The organism is Kolteria novifilia (assembly GCA_007748055.1).
GTDB lineage: Bacteria > Planctomycetota > Planctomycetia > Kolteriales > Kolteriaceae > Kolteria > Kolteria novifilia.
Map to the genome: position 1 here is coordinate 2,428,188 of CP036279.1, position 18,049 is coordinate 2,446,236.

The 18,049-nt window shown below is 62.3% G+C and carries 12 protein-coding genes; 4 read left to right on the forward strand and 8 right to left on the reverse strand.

All coding sequences use genetic code 11. The annotated features are described in order from the left end of the window. Positions 1-209: 209 nt before the first annotated feature. Positions 210-3,611 (reverse strand): MFS transporter, encoded by a 3,402-nt coding sequence (locus Pan216_RS08950; protein WP_145257661.1) that lies wholly within the window; start codon positions 3,609-3,611, stop codon positions 210-212. 291 nt (positions 3,612-3,902) lie between these two features. On the opposite strand from Pan216_RS08950, the gene Pan216_RS08955 reads away from it, so the two are divergent. From Pan216_RS08955 to Pan216_RS08970, 4 genes are all read left to right on the forward strand, one after another. Beyond that, positions 3,903-6,278 carry a tetratricopeptide repeat protein gene (locus tag Pan216_RS08955; RefSeq protein ID WP_145257662.1) on the forward strand — a complete coding sequence of 792 codons (2,376 nt, stop codon included), beginning with the start codon at positions 3,903-3,905 and terminating at the stop codon, positions 6,276-6,278. A 125-nt stretch (positions 6,279-6,403) separates the two neighbouring features. Beyond that, entirely contained in the window at positions 6,404-6,694 is a 291-nt protein-coding gene (locus Pan216_RS08960; RefSeq protein WP_145257663.1) for a hypothetical protein, read from the forward strand. 423 nt (positions 6,695-7,117) lie between these two features. Next, positions 7,118-8,395, forward strand: coding sequence for a sensor histidine kinase (locus tag Pan216_RS08965; RefSeq protein WP_145257664.1), 1,278 nt, complete (start codon positions 7,118-7,120; stop codon positions 8,393-8,395). A 100-nt stretch (positions 8,396-8,495) separates the two neighbouring features. After that, positions 8,496-8,915 (forward strand): response regulator, encoded by a 420-nt coding sequence (locus tag Pan216_RS08970; RefSeq protein ID WP_419193435.1) that lies wholly within the window; start codon positions 8,496-8,498, stop codon positions 8,913-8,915. Between the two features lie 203 nt (positions 8,916-9,118). On the opposite strand, the gene Pan216_RS08975 is transcribed toward Pan216_RS08970, so the two are convergent. The 7 genes from Pan216_RS08975 to Pan216_RS09005 all read right to left on the reverse strand — a co-directional run bounded on the left by Pan216_RS08975 (position 9,119) and on the right by Pan216_RS09005 (position 17,869). Next, entirely contained in the window at positions 9,119-10,390 is a 1,272-nt protein-coding gene (locus tag Pan216_RS08975; protein ID WP_145257666.1) for a radical SAM protein, read from the reverse strand. Positions 10,391-10,501: 111 nt separating this feature from the next. Then, positions 10,502-11,578: an ABC transporter ATP-binding protein gene (locus Pan216_RS08980; RefSeq protein WP_145257667.1), complete on the reverse strand. Its 1,077-nt coding sequence runs from the start codon at positions 11,576-11,578 to the stop codon at positions 10,502-10,504. Next, entirely contained in the window at positions 11,575-12,600 is a 1,026-nt protein-coding gene (locus Pan216_RS08985) for an ABC transporter ATP-binding protein (RefSeq protein ID WP_145257668.1), read from the reverse strand. The genes Pan216_RS08980 and Pan216_RS08985 overlap by 4 nt, the downstream gene beginning before the upstream one ends. A 55-nt stretch (positions 12,601-12,655) precedes the next feature. Beyond that, the gene (locus tag Pan216_RS08990) at positions 12,656-13,459 is read right to left on the reverse strand and encodes a polysaccharide pyruvyl transferase family protein (RefSeq protein ID WP_145257669.1); all 804 of its coding nucleotides are present in this window, start codon (positions 13,457-13,459) and stop codon (positions 12,656-12,658) included. Between the two features lie 11 nt (positions 13,460-13,470). Beyond that, entirely contained in the window at positions 13,471-14,811 is a 1,341-nt protein-coding gene (locus Pan216_RS08995; protein ID WP_145257670.1) for an ABC transporter permease, read from the reverse strand. Further along, positions 14,811-15,743 (reverse strand): ABC transporter permease, encoded by a 933-nt coding sequence (locus Pan216_RS09000; protein ID WP_145257671.1) that lies wholly within the window; start codon positions 15,741-15,743, stop codon positions 14,811-14,813. The genes Pan216_RS08995 and Pan216_RS09000 overlap by 1 nt, the downstream gene beginning before the upstream one ends. Before the next feature lie 26 nt (positions 15,744-15,769). Then, a complete protein-coding gene (locus tag Pan216_RS09005; RefSeq protein ID WP_145257672.1) occupies positions 15,770-17,869 on the reverse strand; it encodes a peptide ABC transporter substrate-binding protein in 2,100 nt (699 codons plus the stop codon). Positions 17,870-18,049: the final 180 nt, after the last annotated feature.

An 18,049-nucleotide genomic window follows, 5' to 3' on the forward strand; every position in this document is an offset into this window, starting at 1 on the left:
GGTGGCGACGACTCAACGGCTACGAGAAGATCATCCCCCTGCTCGAAGGAAAGACGTTCGTTGACGGAGACCTGCAGGACGCCGCTTGAACTTCCTCAGAACACAACTGTTGACAGTATCGCCGAAATCTTTCGCAATCGCCGACAGTTTCCAAGGATCGTTGGGTCACGACCTGACCTACGAATTGAAGAAACGAGCCCCCAACGGCGCTACGCGGCGGCGAGGCCGAGGGCGATTTGCTTGACCTGCTTGAGGTTGAGCTTGCCGGAACCGAGAACGGGGAGTTCCTCGATCTCGTGGAAGGCGGTGCGGGCGGGGACCCAAAGAGACGGAACGTCGCTCTCGCGGAGTCGTTGCCATACCTCCTCGATCGGTTTCTCCCACTTCGTGTGGAGGACCAGAAGCCGTTCGCCCTTCTTCTCGTCGGGCACGCCGACCACGACGCAGAGCCGATCGTGAGTCTCGAGAATCTCGTGGATGAGATCCTCGACCTTCCCGTGGGGAACCATCTCGCCACCAATCTTACTGAAGCGACTCATTCGGTCGGTGATGGTGATGAAGCCGGCGTCGTCGAGCCGGGCGATGTCGCCGGTGACGTACCAGTTGTTGCGAATCGCCTCGGCGGTCATCTCGGGCTTGCCGAGATAGCCGTGCATGACGTTGGGGCCCTTGATGAGCAGGAGACCCTCCTCGCCGGTGGGCAGGGGTTGGAAGGTATCGGGATCGACGACGCGGACGGCCTGACCGGGCAACGGATGGCCGATCGTTCCGGGCTTGTGTCCGATTTGGAGATGATCGTCGGTCGGTTCGTTGGGCCGATTGCAGGAGACGACCGGCGAGAGTTCGGTGCAGCCGTAGCCTTCGACCGGAGCGACGCCGAACTTCGCCTCGAACTGCTCGGCGACTTTGCGCGGCAGCTTCTCGGCGCCGCAGATGATCAGCCGCATCGTCTCGAATTCGTCGGGAGACGACTTGCGCATGTGGCCGCGAAGGAAGGTCGCGGTCGACGGGAAGATCGTCGCTCGGTACTTCTTGATGAGTTTGCCGATGACGTCGGGTTCGAGCGGGCTGTAGTGGTAGACCGCGGGGATGCCGATCGAGATTGGGAGCCAAAGGCTCGCGGTGTAGCCGAACGAATGGAAGAAGGGGAGCACGCCCATCATCACGTCACGCTTGGTGGTGTCGAGCACTTGGCGAATCTGTTCGACATTGGAGGTGACGTTGTGATTGGTGAGCACGACGCCCTTGGGGTCGCCCGTCGATCCGCTGGAGAAGATGATGGTCGCGACGTCGTCCATCGAGATCTTCGGGGACTGGAGGATGAACTTCTCGGTGGCCCAAGTGGGAAGAATTCGAGCGAGGAGCCCGAAGACTTTATCCCGTCGAGCGAGATGGCCGCGAACGTCCTCGAGGTAAACGATCTCCGCGTCGGGATTGAGTTTCACCTTCGCGAGGAACTTCTTGGAGGTGATGACTTGCTTGATGCCGCATTGGCGAATGCAACTGTTGATGACCTCTTCGCCGATGCTGTAATTGAGATTGACCGGGACGCGGCCCATCATCGCGATGGCGATGTTCGAAAGGGCTCCCCCGACCGACGGCGGCAGCAGCATGCCGACATGTTGTTGCGGATAGAGTACGCGTTTGAGGAGCCGATTGAGGATGACCGCCCGCATCAAGGCCTGACCGTTGGACATCATCGGGGTGAGCGAGTCGGCCATCGCCTTTCGGAATGGTCGACGACGCATCTGCCGCAGGAACTCGTGATGGGGAGGATGGCGGTCCTCCTTGCTGTGATCGAAGGCTTCCACGGAGAGAAGTTGAACCCGCTCGCGGATCGTCGCGAGTTTCGAGTCGGCGGGCATCGAGTGGCCGAAGACGACGGTGACGTGCCGGCCGAAGAGGGGTCCCTTGAGATAGCCGCCGCCCTCGAAGCTGAGAGCCGTCCCCCACATCCCGTGCATGTAGCCGGGAATGATGACGGTATCCTTGGGCGCGCGGCGCATGATCAACTCGAGCCCACGTTGGAAGGGCTGCATGATCCCGATCCGGCTGATACCGCCTTCGGGAAAGATGCCGACGATTTCTCCCTCGTTGAGGGCCTCGGTGGCGAGCCGCAGGGCCGCGCCGATCTCCGACTTGGAAGCGTCGCCGCGAATCGGAATGGCCTTGGTCATCCTGCCCATCCAGTTGAGGAAGGTCAGGTCGTGGAGTTTCTTGTCGACGAGGAAGCGGACAAACCGCGGGATGCTGGCGCACGCGATGCTTCCGTCCCCGTAGGAGACGTGATTGAAGACAACAACCGCCGGCCCCGTCTGCGGGATGTGATCCGCGCCGACGATCCGCAGGCGAACCAGGGCCAGGGTGATGAGGTTCGAACCACAGCGGCAGAAGTAACGCGTGTATTGTTTGAAAACAAAGTAAACCAAGCCGGCCAACGCGACGGCACTGATCAGAAGGTGAAGCCACGTCGGCAGGCCGATCGCCGCGGTCAGCAGCGATAGGACGCAAGCCACCGCCATCGCGCCGAGCGACAGAACGTCGGCGACCGCGAGGAGGGTACCGCGTTGTTCGGCGGGAGCCATCACGCTCGGGAAGGCCGACAACGCGGGAAAGGTCGCGCCGGCCGCGAACCCCGTCAGCATGAGCATCGCGATTGTCACGCTCATCCAGGGCGTGACCACCAACGTGATCGCGGCGGTGACAAGCGTCAGGAGGCACCAAAGTCCCGCGACGAACGGTACCAGGCCGATGTCCGGAAGTCCGCGAAGTAGGCTTCCCCCAAACAGAACTCCCAAGCCCACGGCGATCAACAACGGAACCGCCAGGAATAGGGGCGCGGAGAACGAGCCGGTCAGGGCCGAGCCGGCACCGAAGAAGTTCAACGTCATGAAGAGGGCGACGCCGCTAAAGAGAGCGCGAGCGATGATCGCGGGCCAAGTCGTTCCGGTCGAGATCGCGGTCGCGAGTCCGTGCTTCCAGGCGTTGATGGGATTGACCGCGGGGCGCAAGGGGGCCGAGGGGTCGACCGAGTCGACGTCCTTGAGGAGCCAACTGACAGCAACCGCGCCGAGGGAGAAGAGGGGCACGAGCAGCAAGAGCCAGTTGCTCACCAGGCCGAGGTAGGCCAACTCCAAGCCGACGAGGGCGCCGGCGACCGAGGCGGCCTGGGCAAGTCCGAACCCGAGCGGTGTCTCCCGCTCGGCCAGTAGCTCGGGCACGATGCCGAGTCCGGCTGGGTGAGCCAGCGCGAAGAGGGTGCCCGTCGAGAGGGCCCAAAGTATCAGCAGCGCCCAGGAACTCGCCGATCCGGGCGTTTCGAGAGCGAAGGGGAGCAACAGACAACCGATGCTGACGAGGACCAGTTCGAGCCCTCGGACCACGCGAAGAACTCGTTGCTTCGCCGCCCGAGTGGCGATCACGCCGGCGACGGCGCTGATGGCGAGACTGGGCAGGAGAAAGGCGAGCGAGCACCAGACGGCCGCCAGCACGAGCGAGAATCCCGACTGGAGGACTCCTGAGGCTGTCACGAAGCCGACGGAGAGCGCGACCTTTGCCGAAGTGGCGAGGAACTGGCTTGCCAAGAGATAGCGGGAACCCTTCGGTAACATCGCGTTAGTTCGACTCCCTGCGGCCAATGCGGTTTTGGGTGATAAGAGCATGGGCTTGCCAGTTTCTCCATGTGGACCAGATTGCCATATTAAGAAGCCGCGATCAGCCCCATTTCGTTCGCGAGCGCTTTCGAGACGCTCAAGCGACCAGGCTGCATTCGATGGCCGGTGGTCGGTGGTCCCGGCGTGTCACGATTACAAGCCCCAAGAACTACACCCTTTTCGATGCCTTGCGTCAAGAGGGGGATCTGTGGTGACATGAGAGACGGGGATCGAAAGGAGAGTTGACCGATGTCGTCGATCGAATCGAGGCTTCGCGAGGGCTTGGCGCATCATCGCGCCGGCCGTCTCGGCGACGCGGAAAAGGCCTATCGTGTCGTCCTCGAACGATCTCCCAAGCACCCCGACGCGCTCTATCTCTTGGGAACCATTCACTTTCAGCGAGGGACACTCGGGTCCGCGGCGCTCTTCCTGCGCCGGTCGCTGACCGAACGCCCCGATCAGCCGGATGCGCTGAACAGCTACGGACTGGTGCTGCTGGGGCAGGGAAAGCCCGCCGAGGCCGAGAAGCGATTCCGTCGGGCGACACAGCTCAGGCCTGATGCTTCGGAGCACCTTTACAACCTCGGAAATAGTTTGCGGGAGTTGGGGAGAGTTGAGGAAGCGGCCGACGCCTTCACGCGGGCTGTTTCCCTGCGAACCGACTTCGCCGAAGCCCACGATCACCTCGCGCTCGCGCTTCGGGCACAGGGGCGACTGGCCGATGCCCTCGCGAGCGCCGAGGCGGCGATCACCGCCAATCGTGCCTTGGTCTCCGCTCACGTCACGCGTGGAAGTGTTTTGAAATCGCTCGGGCGAATTGACGACGCCGTCGCCTCCTTCGACCAAGCCATCGCGCTCAATGGGAAGGCCGCCGAAGCCTACGGCAACCGGGGCATCTGCCAGGCGCTCTTGGGCAATTGGGGAGAGGCGGAGGAGGATTGTCGGAAGGGGCTAAGCCTCAATCCGGAGAGTCCCATCGCGCACAACAACCTCGGGATCGTCTTGCACGAGTCGGGCCGTGTCGAGCAAGCGGCGGAAGCCTTTTCCACAGCGGTTCGGCTCGACGAAACGTTCGTCGATGCGCGGGTGAACCTCGGGACAGCCCTTTACAAGAGCCAGCGGGTCAGCGACGCGATCGCCGCGTTTCGGGCGGCGCTGGAGATCGATCCCAATGAGCCGTCGGCCCTTAGGAATCTGGGCAACCTGTTGGCGGATCTCGACTGGCTCGACGAAGCGAAAGTGGCGTACGGCCGGCTGCGAGCACTCGATCCGACCGATCGCTTGTTGGCGTTCCGGGTCGATTGTTGCCTCTGTCCGCTGGTGTTTCCGGACTCGGGAGCGATCGCCGAGTATCGGGAGGGACTTCGGCTCGATCTGGAGCGTGCCGCCGAGCAGCCACTGACCGACGATTGGACGGCGCTGGTGGAACTCGACATTCGCCCGAGCTTCAACCTACCGTTTCATGGGGGAGACGATCGACCACTCAAGGAGGCGTTCGCGAAGGTGGTGGCGCCGACCTTCGGGGATCGCGAGCCACCGACGCCCAAGCCGGGACGGCCCCGGATCGGATTTGTCGTCACACCGGGGCACGAGTCGATCTTTTTGCGGTCGATCGGCGCGTTCTTCGGGCAATTCGATCCAAGCATGTTTCAGTCGGTGATCGTTTGCAGCCCGCTTGGCCAACACCGGATCGCGAAGGAACTCGATGGCACGCCGGTCGAGTACTTGGTCTATCCGGCGAATCTCCGGCAAGCGGCTCGCGCCATCGCCGAGGCCGGCTTGCACTTGCTCTACTACTTCGAGGTCGGTACCGACGCGCTGAACTACTGCTTGCCTTTTCTCCGGCTCGCTCCGCGACAGTGCACCTCCTGGGGGATCCAGGTGACCAGTGGGATTCCCGCGATGGACTACTACATCTCCAGTCGTCGTTTCGAGCCGGAAGATGCCGCGTCGCACTACAGCGAGGAGTTGTTGCTTCTCGAGACGATGCTCTCGTACCAGAAGCGCATGCAGCCCCCGAAAGTCCTCACACCACGAAGCCACTACGGGTTGCCGGACGACAAGCGGCTGTATCTCTGTTTCCAACACGTCGGCAAGCTCCATCCCGACTTCGATGAGATCTTGGCGGGGATTCTGCGCGAGGACAATGAGGGAGTGGTGGTTCTCTCGGCGGGAAAGCAATTGGGGGCCGCGGAACGCTTGCGGGCGCGGTTCGATCATCGACTGGGCGAGGTGGCCGAGCGAATCGTCCTGCTGCCTCCCCAGCGTGGCGACGACTACAGCAGTCTCGTCATGCAAGCCGATGCGCTGCTGGATCCCCCTCACTTTGGAGGCGTCAATTCGACCTACGACGGGCTATCGCTGAATCGGCCGATCGTCACCATGCCCTCCGCGCAGCATCGGGGGCGCTATACCTCGGGTTGCTACGAGGTCATGGGAGTGGGCGAATGCGTTGTCGATAGCCAGGAAGCCTACATTGAACGGGCAACCAAGATTGCATGCGATCGCGGCTACCGCGATCGTCTCGAGGCGGAGCTCGCTGGCGCGACGTCGATCCTCTTTGAGAACCCCGCTGCGGCCGGAGAACTGGCCGACGGTCTCCTCCGCATCGCTCATGGAGACTGAGCGCGGAAAACGGCATTCCGCGAGATTTCCTCAAGTTTCCTCACGACGCGAACCGAGATCGATCGTGGAGCCGAGCGCCCGACGATGGGCGCTTTCCCACCTTTCTTCCTGGGTTCGGTGGAACGATGAGCCGGATTTCTTCCGCGAACACGGGACTCGCGATCGACTCGCTCGCCCCAAGGGCCACCCGGCGAGAGGGCGGGGCAGGATTTCGTCAACACCAACATGGTGATGGTGCCCGTCACTTTCCCGACCAAGATGACGACGTCGTCGTCGTCGATCTCGCCGAGGAGCATCGTTTCACGCCCGCTTCCGGAGCGGCTTCCTACCGTACGTCCGAGTCCACGGGCGGTGATGGCGATTCACCCGTGCTCGAGGATGTCGCGTTAGGTCAGATCATCGATGTGATCGTCTAACAGGCCGTTCAGGCTACTAAGCCCCGTGGCGTATTCTTGGGGGTATAAATCCCATCATCGCCAGCCCCAAATTCCGCTTCTCGAACACCGCCAACGAGTTCCGGTCGCACGTGATCCTTTCGAGGTGGTTCGGGCGAAGTAATTCTAGTGGCCCTGATTTGAAGATTTGTGGTCGGTCACCGGTTATTAGAGGAAAACAATGGGCGTGCGTCCTCAAAATAGACTATCCTTTAGAGGCTTGTTCCAGCAAAAGTGGATCGTCATCTCGTTAGGACGTCGTCCGTATTCGTACGCCATCGCCGAGGGCGCTGGTGATGGTTAAGACGGCACCCTCGGTGTCACTGGTAGCGTGGAGTCCGACCGCGGGTTGAGAAACGTGGTCGATCTCGTTAGCTACATGTTCCATAATCGTGGGAAAGGCGGATGCAACAGCAGGAACTAAAGATGTTCGATCTGCGCGAACAGGTGGGGCGCGACGCCGCTCATGTGTTAATTGTTGATGACGAGCCCATCAACAACTTGGTTCTTCAAGAGACACTGAATCCACTCGGCTTCACCACGACGGTCGCGGAAAATGGCCGAGCCGCGTTGGAAGCCGTCGACGCTCAGCGACCAAACTTGATCCTGCTCGATGTCATGATGCCGGTGATGGACGGGTTCGAGACCTGCACGCGGCTGAAGGCTTCCAAAGAAGCAAAACCCATCCCGGTGCTCTTTCTCACGGCGCTGACCGATCTGGAGTCGAGGGTTCGCGCTTTCGAAGTCGGGGCGGCCGACGTTCTGTCGAAGCCCTTTCAGGAAGCCGAGTTGCTCGCCCGCGTCAGCGCTCATTTGCGGCTGTACTTTCAGCAGCAGGATCTCACCCACTATGCCGACGGGCTTCAGGAAATGGTCGAGCAACGCACTCGAATGCTCATCCACTCCGACCGCTTGGTCACCCTCGGCACGATGTCGGCCAAGATCATTCACGAGATTCAAAACCCGCTGACGACCGTCATGGGCCAACTCCAGTTGGGAAAACTGGCGCTCGACTCGATGCGCCGCATTCATGCCGAGCCGACGCCTGCTTCGAAGGAAGCGGTTCTCGAGCGCATCGCCGACGTTGAGGAGTCGTTGGGGGAAGCGGCCGAAGCCGCCGGACGGATCACGTCGATCGCCGACGGGCTAAGACGCTACGCGCGGAAGGGGGGGCAATCTCACAAGGGGACCGCCGCGCCGTTGGCCGAGATCATTTCCCGGGCCATCGAGATCGTCAGGCCTCGCGTGCGCGTTGCCGTCTCGTTTGACATCGATGTGCAGGAGGGGCTCATGCTTCGCTGCGACGTGCAGGCGATGCAACAAGCCTTCGCCAACCTGATCGTCAACTCTTCCGACGCCATCGAACCTGACCATGGCACCGTCTCCATCAAGGCGTGGAGCGAGAACAACCTCGCGGTCGTTGACTACAGGGACGATGGCCCCGGAATCCCCGAAGCGATCGGTGAACGTGTCTTCGAGCCCTTCTTCACCACCAAGGATGAGTCAAGAGGAACTGGGTTGGGCATGATGATCGTCTCGGAGATCTTCCGCAGCCATGGCGGTAACATCAGGCTCCGTCAGGATGTCGCCAAGGGGGCGGCGTTCCGGATCACGATCGCTGGTCTCGTCGGCGCGGTCGGGAAGGGGCCTCGTCCGGAACCAAATAAAACGTCCGTGAGATAGGATTGGTCAAGGGCGATCGCCAGGACGCTTCATGGTAAGAGTCGACCTGGGGACGCGTCTTGACCTCGAATCTTCAACAACGCAGGACCGGAGTCTGACAGTGGCGCATCCCAAGATTCTTATCGTCGACGATCAGCCGGACATTTGTCGCACGATCGGCAAGGTACTGACCCTCAACGACTTTCCCGTCGAACTGGTCAACGATCCCCACGAGGCCATCGAGAAAATGGCTCAGGGCCTCTACAGGATCGTCTTCTCCGACATTCAGATGCCGGGAATGTCCGGGTTGGAACTACTCAAAGCTCTCAAGAGCCGTAGTCCAATGGCGGTCGTCATCATGATGACGGCCTTCCACGATCAGGGGATGGTCGTCGAGTGCATCGAACACGGCGCCCACGACTTCCTCACGAAGCCGATCGAACCGCTCGAATTGATTCTCGAGGTGGCCCAGGACGCCGAGAAGAAAGTTCGCCGCTGGGCCAAGGCCCTCAAAGCTGTCAGTTACCCGCTGATGGAGTGACGGCCCCCACTCGCGATATGGCGCGACGCGCCACTGAGCAACCGGCTGATGTCTTCCCTGTCGGTTACGAAGGGCGTTCTTAAACGATCTCAACGTAGATCATGCGGCGGCTTGCCGAATCAAAGGTGTTTCCCGCGTGCCCTCGGCGGCCGTGGGCATGGCACCCAAGAGTCACTTAGACAATGAATTAACCAATCAGGACACTAGCCGAGCGCTCCCATCCCGAAAAAGACCTGGCGCTTGAGGAAGCGGTAGAGCCAAAAGTCCTCGGGGATCTCCTCGCCCGGTAAGTGGTGGCTCGAACGAGGACTTCCCGCGTTGATCTCCGCGAGGGCATCGCGGCCACTAAAGTCCTGAGCCCCCATCCCCCCGATGTATTCGACCAACTCCTGCGGGTGTTCGAGGATGACGCATCCCTTGGTCCGCTCTTTCACGAAGCCCTGAAAGCCCTTGAGAAACTCGCTGTCGGCGATCGTCTTGTAGAAGTCGCCGTCGTTGTCCTGAATGCGCTCTCGGGCGAAGGAGAGAGGCGGGCAGGGTTCGATGCTTCCGCTCGGGCCGACGTGAAAGCCGAGTCCCATCGCGGCAGGGCAGAAGGCCTCGCCGTCGGCGGTCCAGTAGGTGTCGATGATGAAAATCGGCTGGCGACGCCGCAGATGCAGCAGCCGCTTGCGCATCTCGATCAGTTGATCGCGCGACATGCAGTACTCGGGGTGGGGATGTTCGCCGACCGGGCGGTAGACGTAGTACCAGATGTACATCGCTCCCTGGCGGATCCAGTACTCGAGGTACTCGTCGGTCATCACCTCCGTCATGTTCTTGCCGGTGGTGGTCGTGGCGATGCCGAAGAGAATGCCCGCGTCGCGCAGCAGCTTCATCTTGCTGGTCGCCGACTCGAAGACGCCCTTGCCGCGGCGCTGGTCGTTGTTGGCTTCCATCCCGTCGATGGAGATCAAGGGGGTCACGTTGCCGAGCCGGCGCAGCTCCTTGACGTTCTTCTCGTTGAAGAACATGCCATTGGTGATGACCTGGAAGTAGCAATCGCGGTGCTTGCGGAAGGCTTCCCAGATGCCCTTGTGCATGAAGGGCTCGCCACCCAGGAGGGTGTAGTAGTTGGCTCCGCGCCGCTTGCCGTTCTCGATCATCCGCAAGAGATCGGCGGTCGGCATGTAGTGGGCCGTTCCCTCTTTCTCGACCCAGCAGCCCTCGCAGCGGAGGTTGCAGGTGTCGGTCAGCGCGACGAACATGAAAGGGGGGAAAAGCTCCCCCTTTTTCAGGGCGCGCTTGTAGAGCCAGACCGCTCGCATGCCCTTGAGGGCGCAGAGGTAAGCCGCCTTGGCCGCGACTCCAATCGGAATCTGCGTCGCCATGCGGTAGCCGAGCCGAGCGAGTAGGGGAATTCCCAACCAGGGCGTTCTCTCCGGACGGTCTTTCGCCGCCCGCTGTCCCGTGAGCCTTGACCCGATGAACAGCATGTTGGTTCCTTTGGGGAATGGGTGGAGTCGTTGGGGGACGTCGCCCGCGCGCCGAGGGCTATTGTATCCAGTGAGCCTCAGGATCGCGAAGGGCAACCGAGTTCTCGAGGACTATTGGGGAGAACTCGCGGCGTCGCTCTTCTGGGGAGCGCCGGCGGCGTCGTTCTCGTGGAGGAGGCACGAGGCCCAATGTCCCGGCCGATGTTCAAGCAGTTTCGGCATCACCTCGGAGCAGTGGGGCATCACCTTGTGGCAGCGAGACGCGAATGGGCACCCGGCGAACTCCTCGGTCGGACTCGGGACGTCGCCGGAGAGGGCAATTCGCTTGCGGGCGCGTTCCTTCTCCGGATCGGGAATCGGGATCGCCGAAAGCAGGGCCTCGGTATAAGGGTGTAGCGGCTCGGCGTAAAGATGGTGGTCGTCGGCCAACTCGACGATCTTGCCCAGGTACATCACCGCGATGCGATGACTGATCCGGCGGACGACACTTAGGTCGTGCGCGATGAAGACGTACGCCAAGCCGCGACGACGCTGCAGGTCGACGAGCAGGTTCAGGACCTGCGCCCGAATCGACACATCGAGCGCCGAGACCGGTTCGTCGCAGATGATTACTTTCGGGTCGAGCGCCAGGGCGCGGGCGATGCCGATCCGTTGACATTGTCCTCCGGAGAACTCGTGGGGATAGCGGCGCTTCAATCGGGGATCGAGTCCCACCTCCCGCATCAGTTTCTCGACGTTTTCCTCAATCCAGCGCCGGTTTCCCAGCCGGAAGATTTGCATCGGCTCGGCGATGATCGAGCCGACCGTCATCCGCGGATTCAGCGACGCGTACGGATCTTGAAAGATCATCTGAACGTGCTGACGAAGGCCGCGCAGTTGCGACGTCGAGGCTCCGAGCAGGTCATGCCATTCCGGAGGGCCGTCGTCCTCCCGCAGATTGACCCGGGCACGGCCGGCGACGGAGGGAACCAGCCTCAGAATCGCCCGGGCGGTGGTCGACTTGCCACAACCCGATTCCCCCACAAGCCCGAGCGTCTCGCCGCGATGAAGAGTGAAACTGACGCCATCGACAGCGCGCAGGAGTTGCCGTTTTGCCCGAAATCCCCCTTGGGAGACCTCGAACGAGACGCGCAGGTCGCGGACCTCGAGCACCGGTTGGGTAGATGGACCGGCGACGACGCTGCTCATGGCACACTCTCCTCGGTGCTGTTGGCGGCCACTGGTTGGGTCCGCGTGATGTCGACGTGGCACGACTTCCGGCGCGAGTCTCGCCCTTCGACCGGTTCGAGCATCGGCTCGACGCGTTCGCAGCGATCGAGTCGGTAGTCGCAGCGCGGCGCGAACGAACAACCGGGTGGGAGCTGCGACAGATCGGGCGGGGCCCCGCGAATGGGAAGAAACTCCGCCTTCGTCTCGTCGTCGAGTCGAGGGACCGATCGCAGCAGGGCCTCGGTGTAGGGATGACGCGGCTGGGCGAAGAGATCGTCGGTGGCGGCTTCCTCCACGATCTTGCCGGCGTACATGACGTGAATCTCGTCGCAGAAACCGGCGGCGACGCCGAGATCGTGAGTGATGAGCACGATCGCGGTGCCGTGCTCCTGGCGAATCCGTTGCATTTGCTCGAGGATCTGGGCCTGGATCGTCACGTCGAGGGCCGTTGTCGGTTCGTCGGCGATCAAGAGCGCCGGCTCGCACGTGAGCGCCATCGCGATCATGACGCGTTGCCGCATCCCGCCGGAGAACTGGTGCGGGTAGGCGCGCATGCAGCGCTCGGCGTCGGGAATGCCGACTTCGCGGAGCAGGGTCATGGCGCGATCTTTGGCGGCGCGGCGACTGGCCTTGCCGTGGACGAGCAGCGGTTCGGTCAGTTGTTCTCCGATCCGCAGGAAGGGATTCAGCGAGGTCATCGGGTCCTGAAAGATCATCGCCATGCGGTTGCCGCGAAGGTGTCGCCGGCGCGACTCGCGCATGGTGAGAAGGTCTACTCCTTCGAAGGAGATCGCGTCGGCCTCGATGACGGCGGGAGGCGAGGGAACCAGTCCCATGATGGTGAGGTTCGTGACCGACTTGCCCGAGCCGCTCTCGCCCACGATCCCGATCGAGGCGCCGCGCGCGACCGTCAAGTCGATCCCGCTCACCGCGCGGACGATGCCGTCGCGAGTGGGGAAGGAGGTGCGAAGATTGCGGACTTCGAGGAGCGTGTCTGTCATTCGGTCGTTCCTATCGGATCCATCGGCATCGGATGCCGGTCGAACCGTTTCCCATTTAGACTGTCGCCCTGATGTCATTGGTCGCTTGCCGAGGGGCGTCGGCCCAATGACATCCAAGGTGCCTTAGCCACGTCTCGTGCATGCTCCGGTTCTTGTGGTAGTTGTTGGGCAGAAGCGTGACGTGACGTCCGCCGATCAGCCCCGCAATGGCGAAATGCAGGCGGTCGGTAACGAGTCGCTCGTGCGCCGCCGCGGCCCGAAGGTAGTCGTCGACGATCAATTGGGTGTCGGCTTGCCCAAGCATCGGATAGCCGCGGACGGGATCGCGAACATCGTCGGTCGCGAAGAGGCCCTCGATGCCGTCACGACACGCGACCAAACAATCGGCCTTCGGGGGCGCGCGACGCGGGTCGTTGCTCGGTGTGTAGCCGAGCGCCAAGTCGGGAGCGAGAATACCGTGAGGGCAATGTTCCAGACTGGCCGCTTCGCGAACGTAGACGCGAGCGTGCGTCTCGCTTCCGCTTTCTGGTCCGACGAACGACTGGGGCAAGACAATCGAGTCGAGGGAGAGCTGACGCACGAGGTCGCGAATCTCGTAGTTGTGTCGGTAGGGCGTCGCATCGCCCATGCTGCCTCCTCCCGCGAGAAGCAGCAGATCGCAGCGCTCGGAGGTACGGACTTCGCGACGCGCCAGCTCGACGATCGCAGGCACCAAGCGGACGCCGAAGCGACGAGCGAGCTGAAACGTCGCCAACTCGATCATCCCGTCCCCCGGGTTGCCCGGCAAGCGAACGTAGCCGGCCGTGCTCCCCGCGAGGGGGATGAAGATGGGCGCGAAGTGAAGTGGGTCGAGAAGCATGGGACGCCCGTTCACCTCTTGCCTTTCGGGTCGAGCGCGTCGCGCAGCCCATCGCCGATGAAGTTGAACGAAAAGAGGGCCAAGGAGATCGCGGCCGCCGGATAGGTGAGCAGCCACCAATAGGGCTTGAGGACATTGAGCGCCGCGAGCCCATCCTTGGCGAGCGATCCCCAACTGCAGTCGGGCTCCGACACGCCGAGACCGAGATAGCTGAGGAAGGCCTCCTCAAGCATGACCGCGGGAATCGTCAACGTGCTGTAGACGATGATCGGTCCCAGGAGGTTTGGAACGATGTGCCGCGCGATGATTCGGCCACTACGGGCCCCAACCGATCGAGCGGCCATCACGTAGTCGCGCTGCCGAAGCGAGAGGACCTGGCCACGCGTGATCCGGGCCATCGTCAGCCACGAGACCAGGCCGAGCGCCAGAAACATCGCCATGATCGGGCTGAGGTTGTCGGCGAGCCATACCGCCCAGCGCGTCGACCCGTTGACCTCCTTCTCGAGAGCGAGCGTCTGGGCCTCGAGCGGCTTGCCCTCGGCGTAGAGAACGTCGATCGCCTCGATGTGTTCTCGCTGTTGCCGAGCCACCGAGTAGAGCCCGTTGACCAGCGCCAGAATGAGGATGACCAGGAACATGAAGGGCAGACCGTAGAGGACGTCGACGATCCGCATCATCGCGTCGTCGACACGGCCGCCGAAGTAGCCGGCGCTGGCTCCCCAGGTCACGCCGATGACCAGGGAGACCGCCGTCGCGACGATCCCGACCATGAAGGAGATGTGCCCTCCGTATAGCGTCCGCGCGAAGAGATCGCGCCCGAGGGCGTCGGTGCCGAACCAATGGACCTTGTCGGGAGGCTTGAGTTCCTCTTTCTCGTTGATGCGGGTGTGGTCCAGGTGTAGCGCGAAGAACGAGTCGGGACTCGCGGCGATTGGCGTGTTGCGAAAGAGTTCGTACGCGACCCGTTGCCCGAAGCACGCGAGCATCATCAGCACGATGACTCCCATCGAAAGGGTCGCCAACTGATTGCGGCCGAGGCGGTGCATCGCGTCCCGATAGAGCGAGGTCCCTTCCACTGGGCCGGAGGCTGCGCGCGTGGGGGGGGCGATCGCTACGTCGCGGGTCCGGAAGACTTGCCAGGTGAGCCGAAAACAGCCGAGCAACCAAGCCGCATCGACGATCCAGAGCCACTCGGGCAAGTCGTCGATGGCGACGATGATCAGTGTGAAGAGCCCCCAGGTCACCCAACAGAGATTCGTGGGGATCGAGAGAGGGTGTTCCGCCCAGCTCAGGCGGCGCGTCGCGGTCATTGGGTCGCCGGTCTCGTCGAAGGTTGTCGCGGGTTGGTCCATCAGGCACCGCCCCCCTTGAGGCTGACCCGCGGATCGAGCAGCGTGTAGCACATATCGACGAGGAAGTTGAAGACACAAAGCAGCGTGCTAAAGACGATCACCGTCCCAAGGACGAGGTTGTAGTCACGATTGATCGCCGCCTGGACGAAGGGCTTCCCGAGACCGGGGATGAAGAAGATCTGTTCGATCACCAGCGAGCCGGTAAGGATCGCCGCGAAGGCCGGCCCGAGGTAGGAGACGACGGGCAAGATCGCTCCCTTGAGGGCGTGCTTGACCACGATTTCCGACTCACGAAGTCCCTTGGCGTGGGCGGTTCGGATGAAGTCCTCGCTGAGCACTTCGAGCATGCCGACGCGCGAGAGTCGACTGATCCGGGCGGCGAAGGGAAGAGCCAGCGCCAGGGCCGGCAGGACGATTTGCGCCAGGGTGCCCCAACCGGCCAGCGGGGCCCAGTTGAGCTGAAAGACGAACAGCGCGATCAAAAGACTCGCGATGACGAAGCTCGGAAGCGAGATGCCCAAGAGGGCGATCGTCATCATGCCGTAATCGAGGAGCGTGTTCTGGCGCAGCGCCGCGACGACGCCCGTGGTGAGCCCGAGGACGACGGCGATCACCATCGCGACCGAGCCGAGCGCGATCGAGACGGGAAACGTCTGGGAGATGATCTCGGTCACCGAGCGATCGCGGTACTTGGTCGACTTGCCGAAGTCGCCGCGGAGCAGGTCGCCGAGGTAGTAGGCGTACTGGACCCAGATCGTCTCGTTGAGATGGTACTCCCGCATCCGCGCCTTCATCGCGGCTTCGGGGAGGTTGCGCACCTCGTTCATGAAGGGATTCCCGGGAGCGGCGCGCACCAGGAAAAAGGAGAGCGTCGTCACCGCGAAGACGGTCAGGATGACGCCGAACAGTCGGCCGAAAACGAATCGAACCAAACGGAGCCTCCGTTTCACACGCGGGGTCAGTCGAGCTTCGGCATCTCTTGATAGCGCGTTCCGGTGGGGCGCTTGCCGTCTTTCCATCGGAGCATTTTCAGCGGGTGGGAGTCGCGAATGTTCATCGCCATCCCTTCGAGTTCGGGCGGCCAAAGCTGCGTCGAGGTGTAGAAGTAGATCGGGATCGTCGGCATGTCCCACATCAGGATTTCCTCGGCGATCCGAAAGAGTGTGAGCCGAACCGCCATCGCTTTCTCCAGCTTGTCCTCCTCGGAAGCCTTCGCGAATGCCTCGATCCGCTCCTCGAACTGTTGGGCCAGCGTCTTGTCATCTGACGGCAACTTGCGGCGGGCGATCGTCTCGTCGTAGTGCGGCCAGTTCCGAACGTCGTTAAGAATGGCGTCGCGGGATGTCGGCGTCTCCAGGGCTCTGAGAATGTTCGCGCTGTAGTCGAGGATCAGTCGATCGTAGAGCGGGTTGTGGTACCTCGGGTCGTTGTTCTGGTTCTCGGTCGTGTACATGTCGAGGAAGGTCGACGGATCTTCGTGGTCGCCGATCCACGCGGCCCGGACGATGTCGAAGTTCGAGGTCCGTTTCGAGTCGAGGTAGACGCCCCACTCCTGGTTGGTAGGGGTGACGTCGATGCCGAGGTACTCCCGCCAGTTACTTTGAATGTAGGCGGCGATTTTCGCGTGACCTTCGAAGGTATTGTAGAGGATTCGCAGTCTTGGAATCTTGACGCCAGCCGCGCGGACCTCTTCGACGAGTTCCCGCGCCCGCGCGACGTCTTTGCTGAAGTCACCCGATCCGAAGATCGCATAGTCCGGATAGCCCGGGACGCCGGGAGGCACAATCGAATAGGCCGGCTTCTGTCCACCTCGGGTGATGTTCTCGACCATGCTCGTGCGATCGATGGTCAATGCGAGGGCCAAGCGGAGTTTGCGGCCGTGCTCGGGATCCTTGAACACCGGGAGCTTGAGGTTGATCGCGTAGTAGTAGTAGCCCCCGAGCACGCCATGGTGGAACTGCGGGAAGTGGGCCCCCGGCTTCTCGGCGGCCCGAACCATGGGGCCGAGCAGCTCGCTCGGGAGCGAGCGGACCCGATCGATGTTGCCATAGAGGTACATGTTCAGGGCGGTGCTGTCATTCTCGAGCGCGAGCGCCTCGAGCGATTCCATGCCGTGTTCGTCGAAACTACCGAGCTTGTTCCAGAGCTCTTGTTGACGTTCCTCGGCGGGCGTCAGTTTCTCCTGCTGGCTCCAGGCGTTGAGAGACTCGGTGACGTAATTCGAGGTTTCCCAGTAGTTGGGATTCTTCTTCAGGCTCACGAACTCGTTGTAGCGCCATTGGTCGAGGTAGTAGGGGCCGTTGGTGACGATGTGGTCGGGATGCGTCCACGAGTCGGGTTTCGTCTCGACGATCTCCCGGCAGACCGGCGCCAGGACGTAGAAGGAGGTCACGCTCAGGAAGAAGGGAGCCGGCGACTTGAGCGTGACCTCGAGCGTCAAGTCGTCGATGGCGTTGACGCCGACGAGCCGATCCCACTGCTCTTGCCGGAACGTCTTGACCGCCTCGCGGTAGTCGGGTTCGAGATCGGAGAGGTTGTTGACCGAGACGCCGCGAGTCTTGGCTTCCTCGAGCACCTTCTCCCAGTGCTCGGCGAGCACCGTCTGGTACTCGGTCGTTCCCTCGATGATGAGCAGGAGGAAGGACATTTCCGAGCCGACTTCCGGGTAGAACTGCCGCTGCCAGGCGTAGACGAAGTCGTGCGCGGTGACGTTACGCGGTTTGCCGTCGACCTGGAAGATCTCGCCCCGCTGGACCCACCAGGCGTCGGGACGCAGGTGAAAGGTGTGGGTCAGCCCGTCTTCGGACTCCCACGACTTGGCGACTCCCTGGACCGGCTTGAGGGTGAAGGGATCGTAGACCGTCAGCGTTTCGAAGAGTCCGAGGAGTAGTTCGCCCTCGGGTTGGCCGCTGGCTTTGCCCGGATCAAGCGTCTGCGGTTCGGTGCCGTTGTTCCACACGTAGTCGGCTCGGGTTCGGGAGCTACCCTGGAAACTCAGCGCGAAGACGCCCAGGAGCAGCCCGCAGCCCGCAAGGATCGTCAGCAGATTCCGGTACATCCCTCTCCTTCGATTCCGGACATTTCAGTCGGCTTCGCGTCGGGTGCCATGCCCACAGCTTGGGGTGGGCATGCATGGGGCTCGCATGAGGAGTCCTCGCTCGAAGAGAACCCCTCTACCTCCCAGCCAAGCCCGCCAGGACAGCTTGGCGCCATTGATCTCGACAAGGGGGAGCAATCT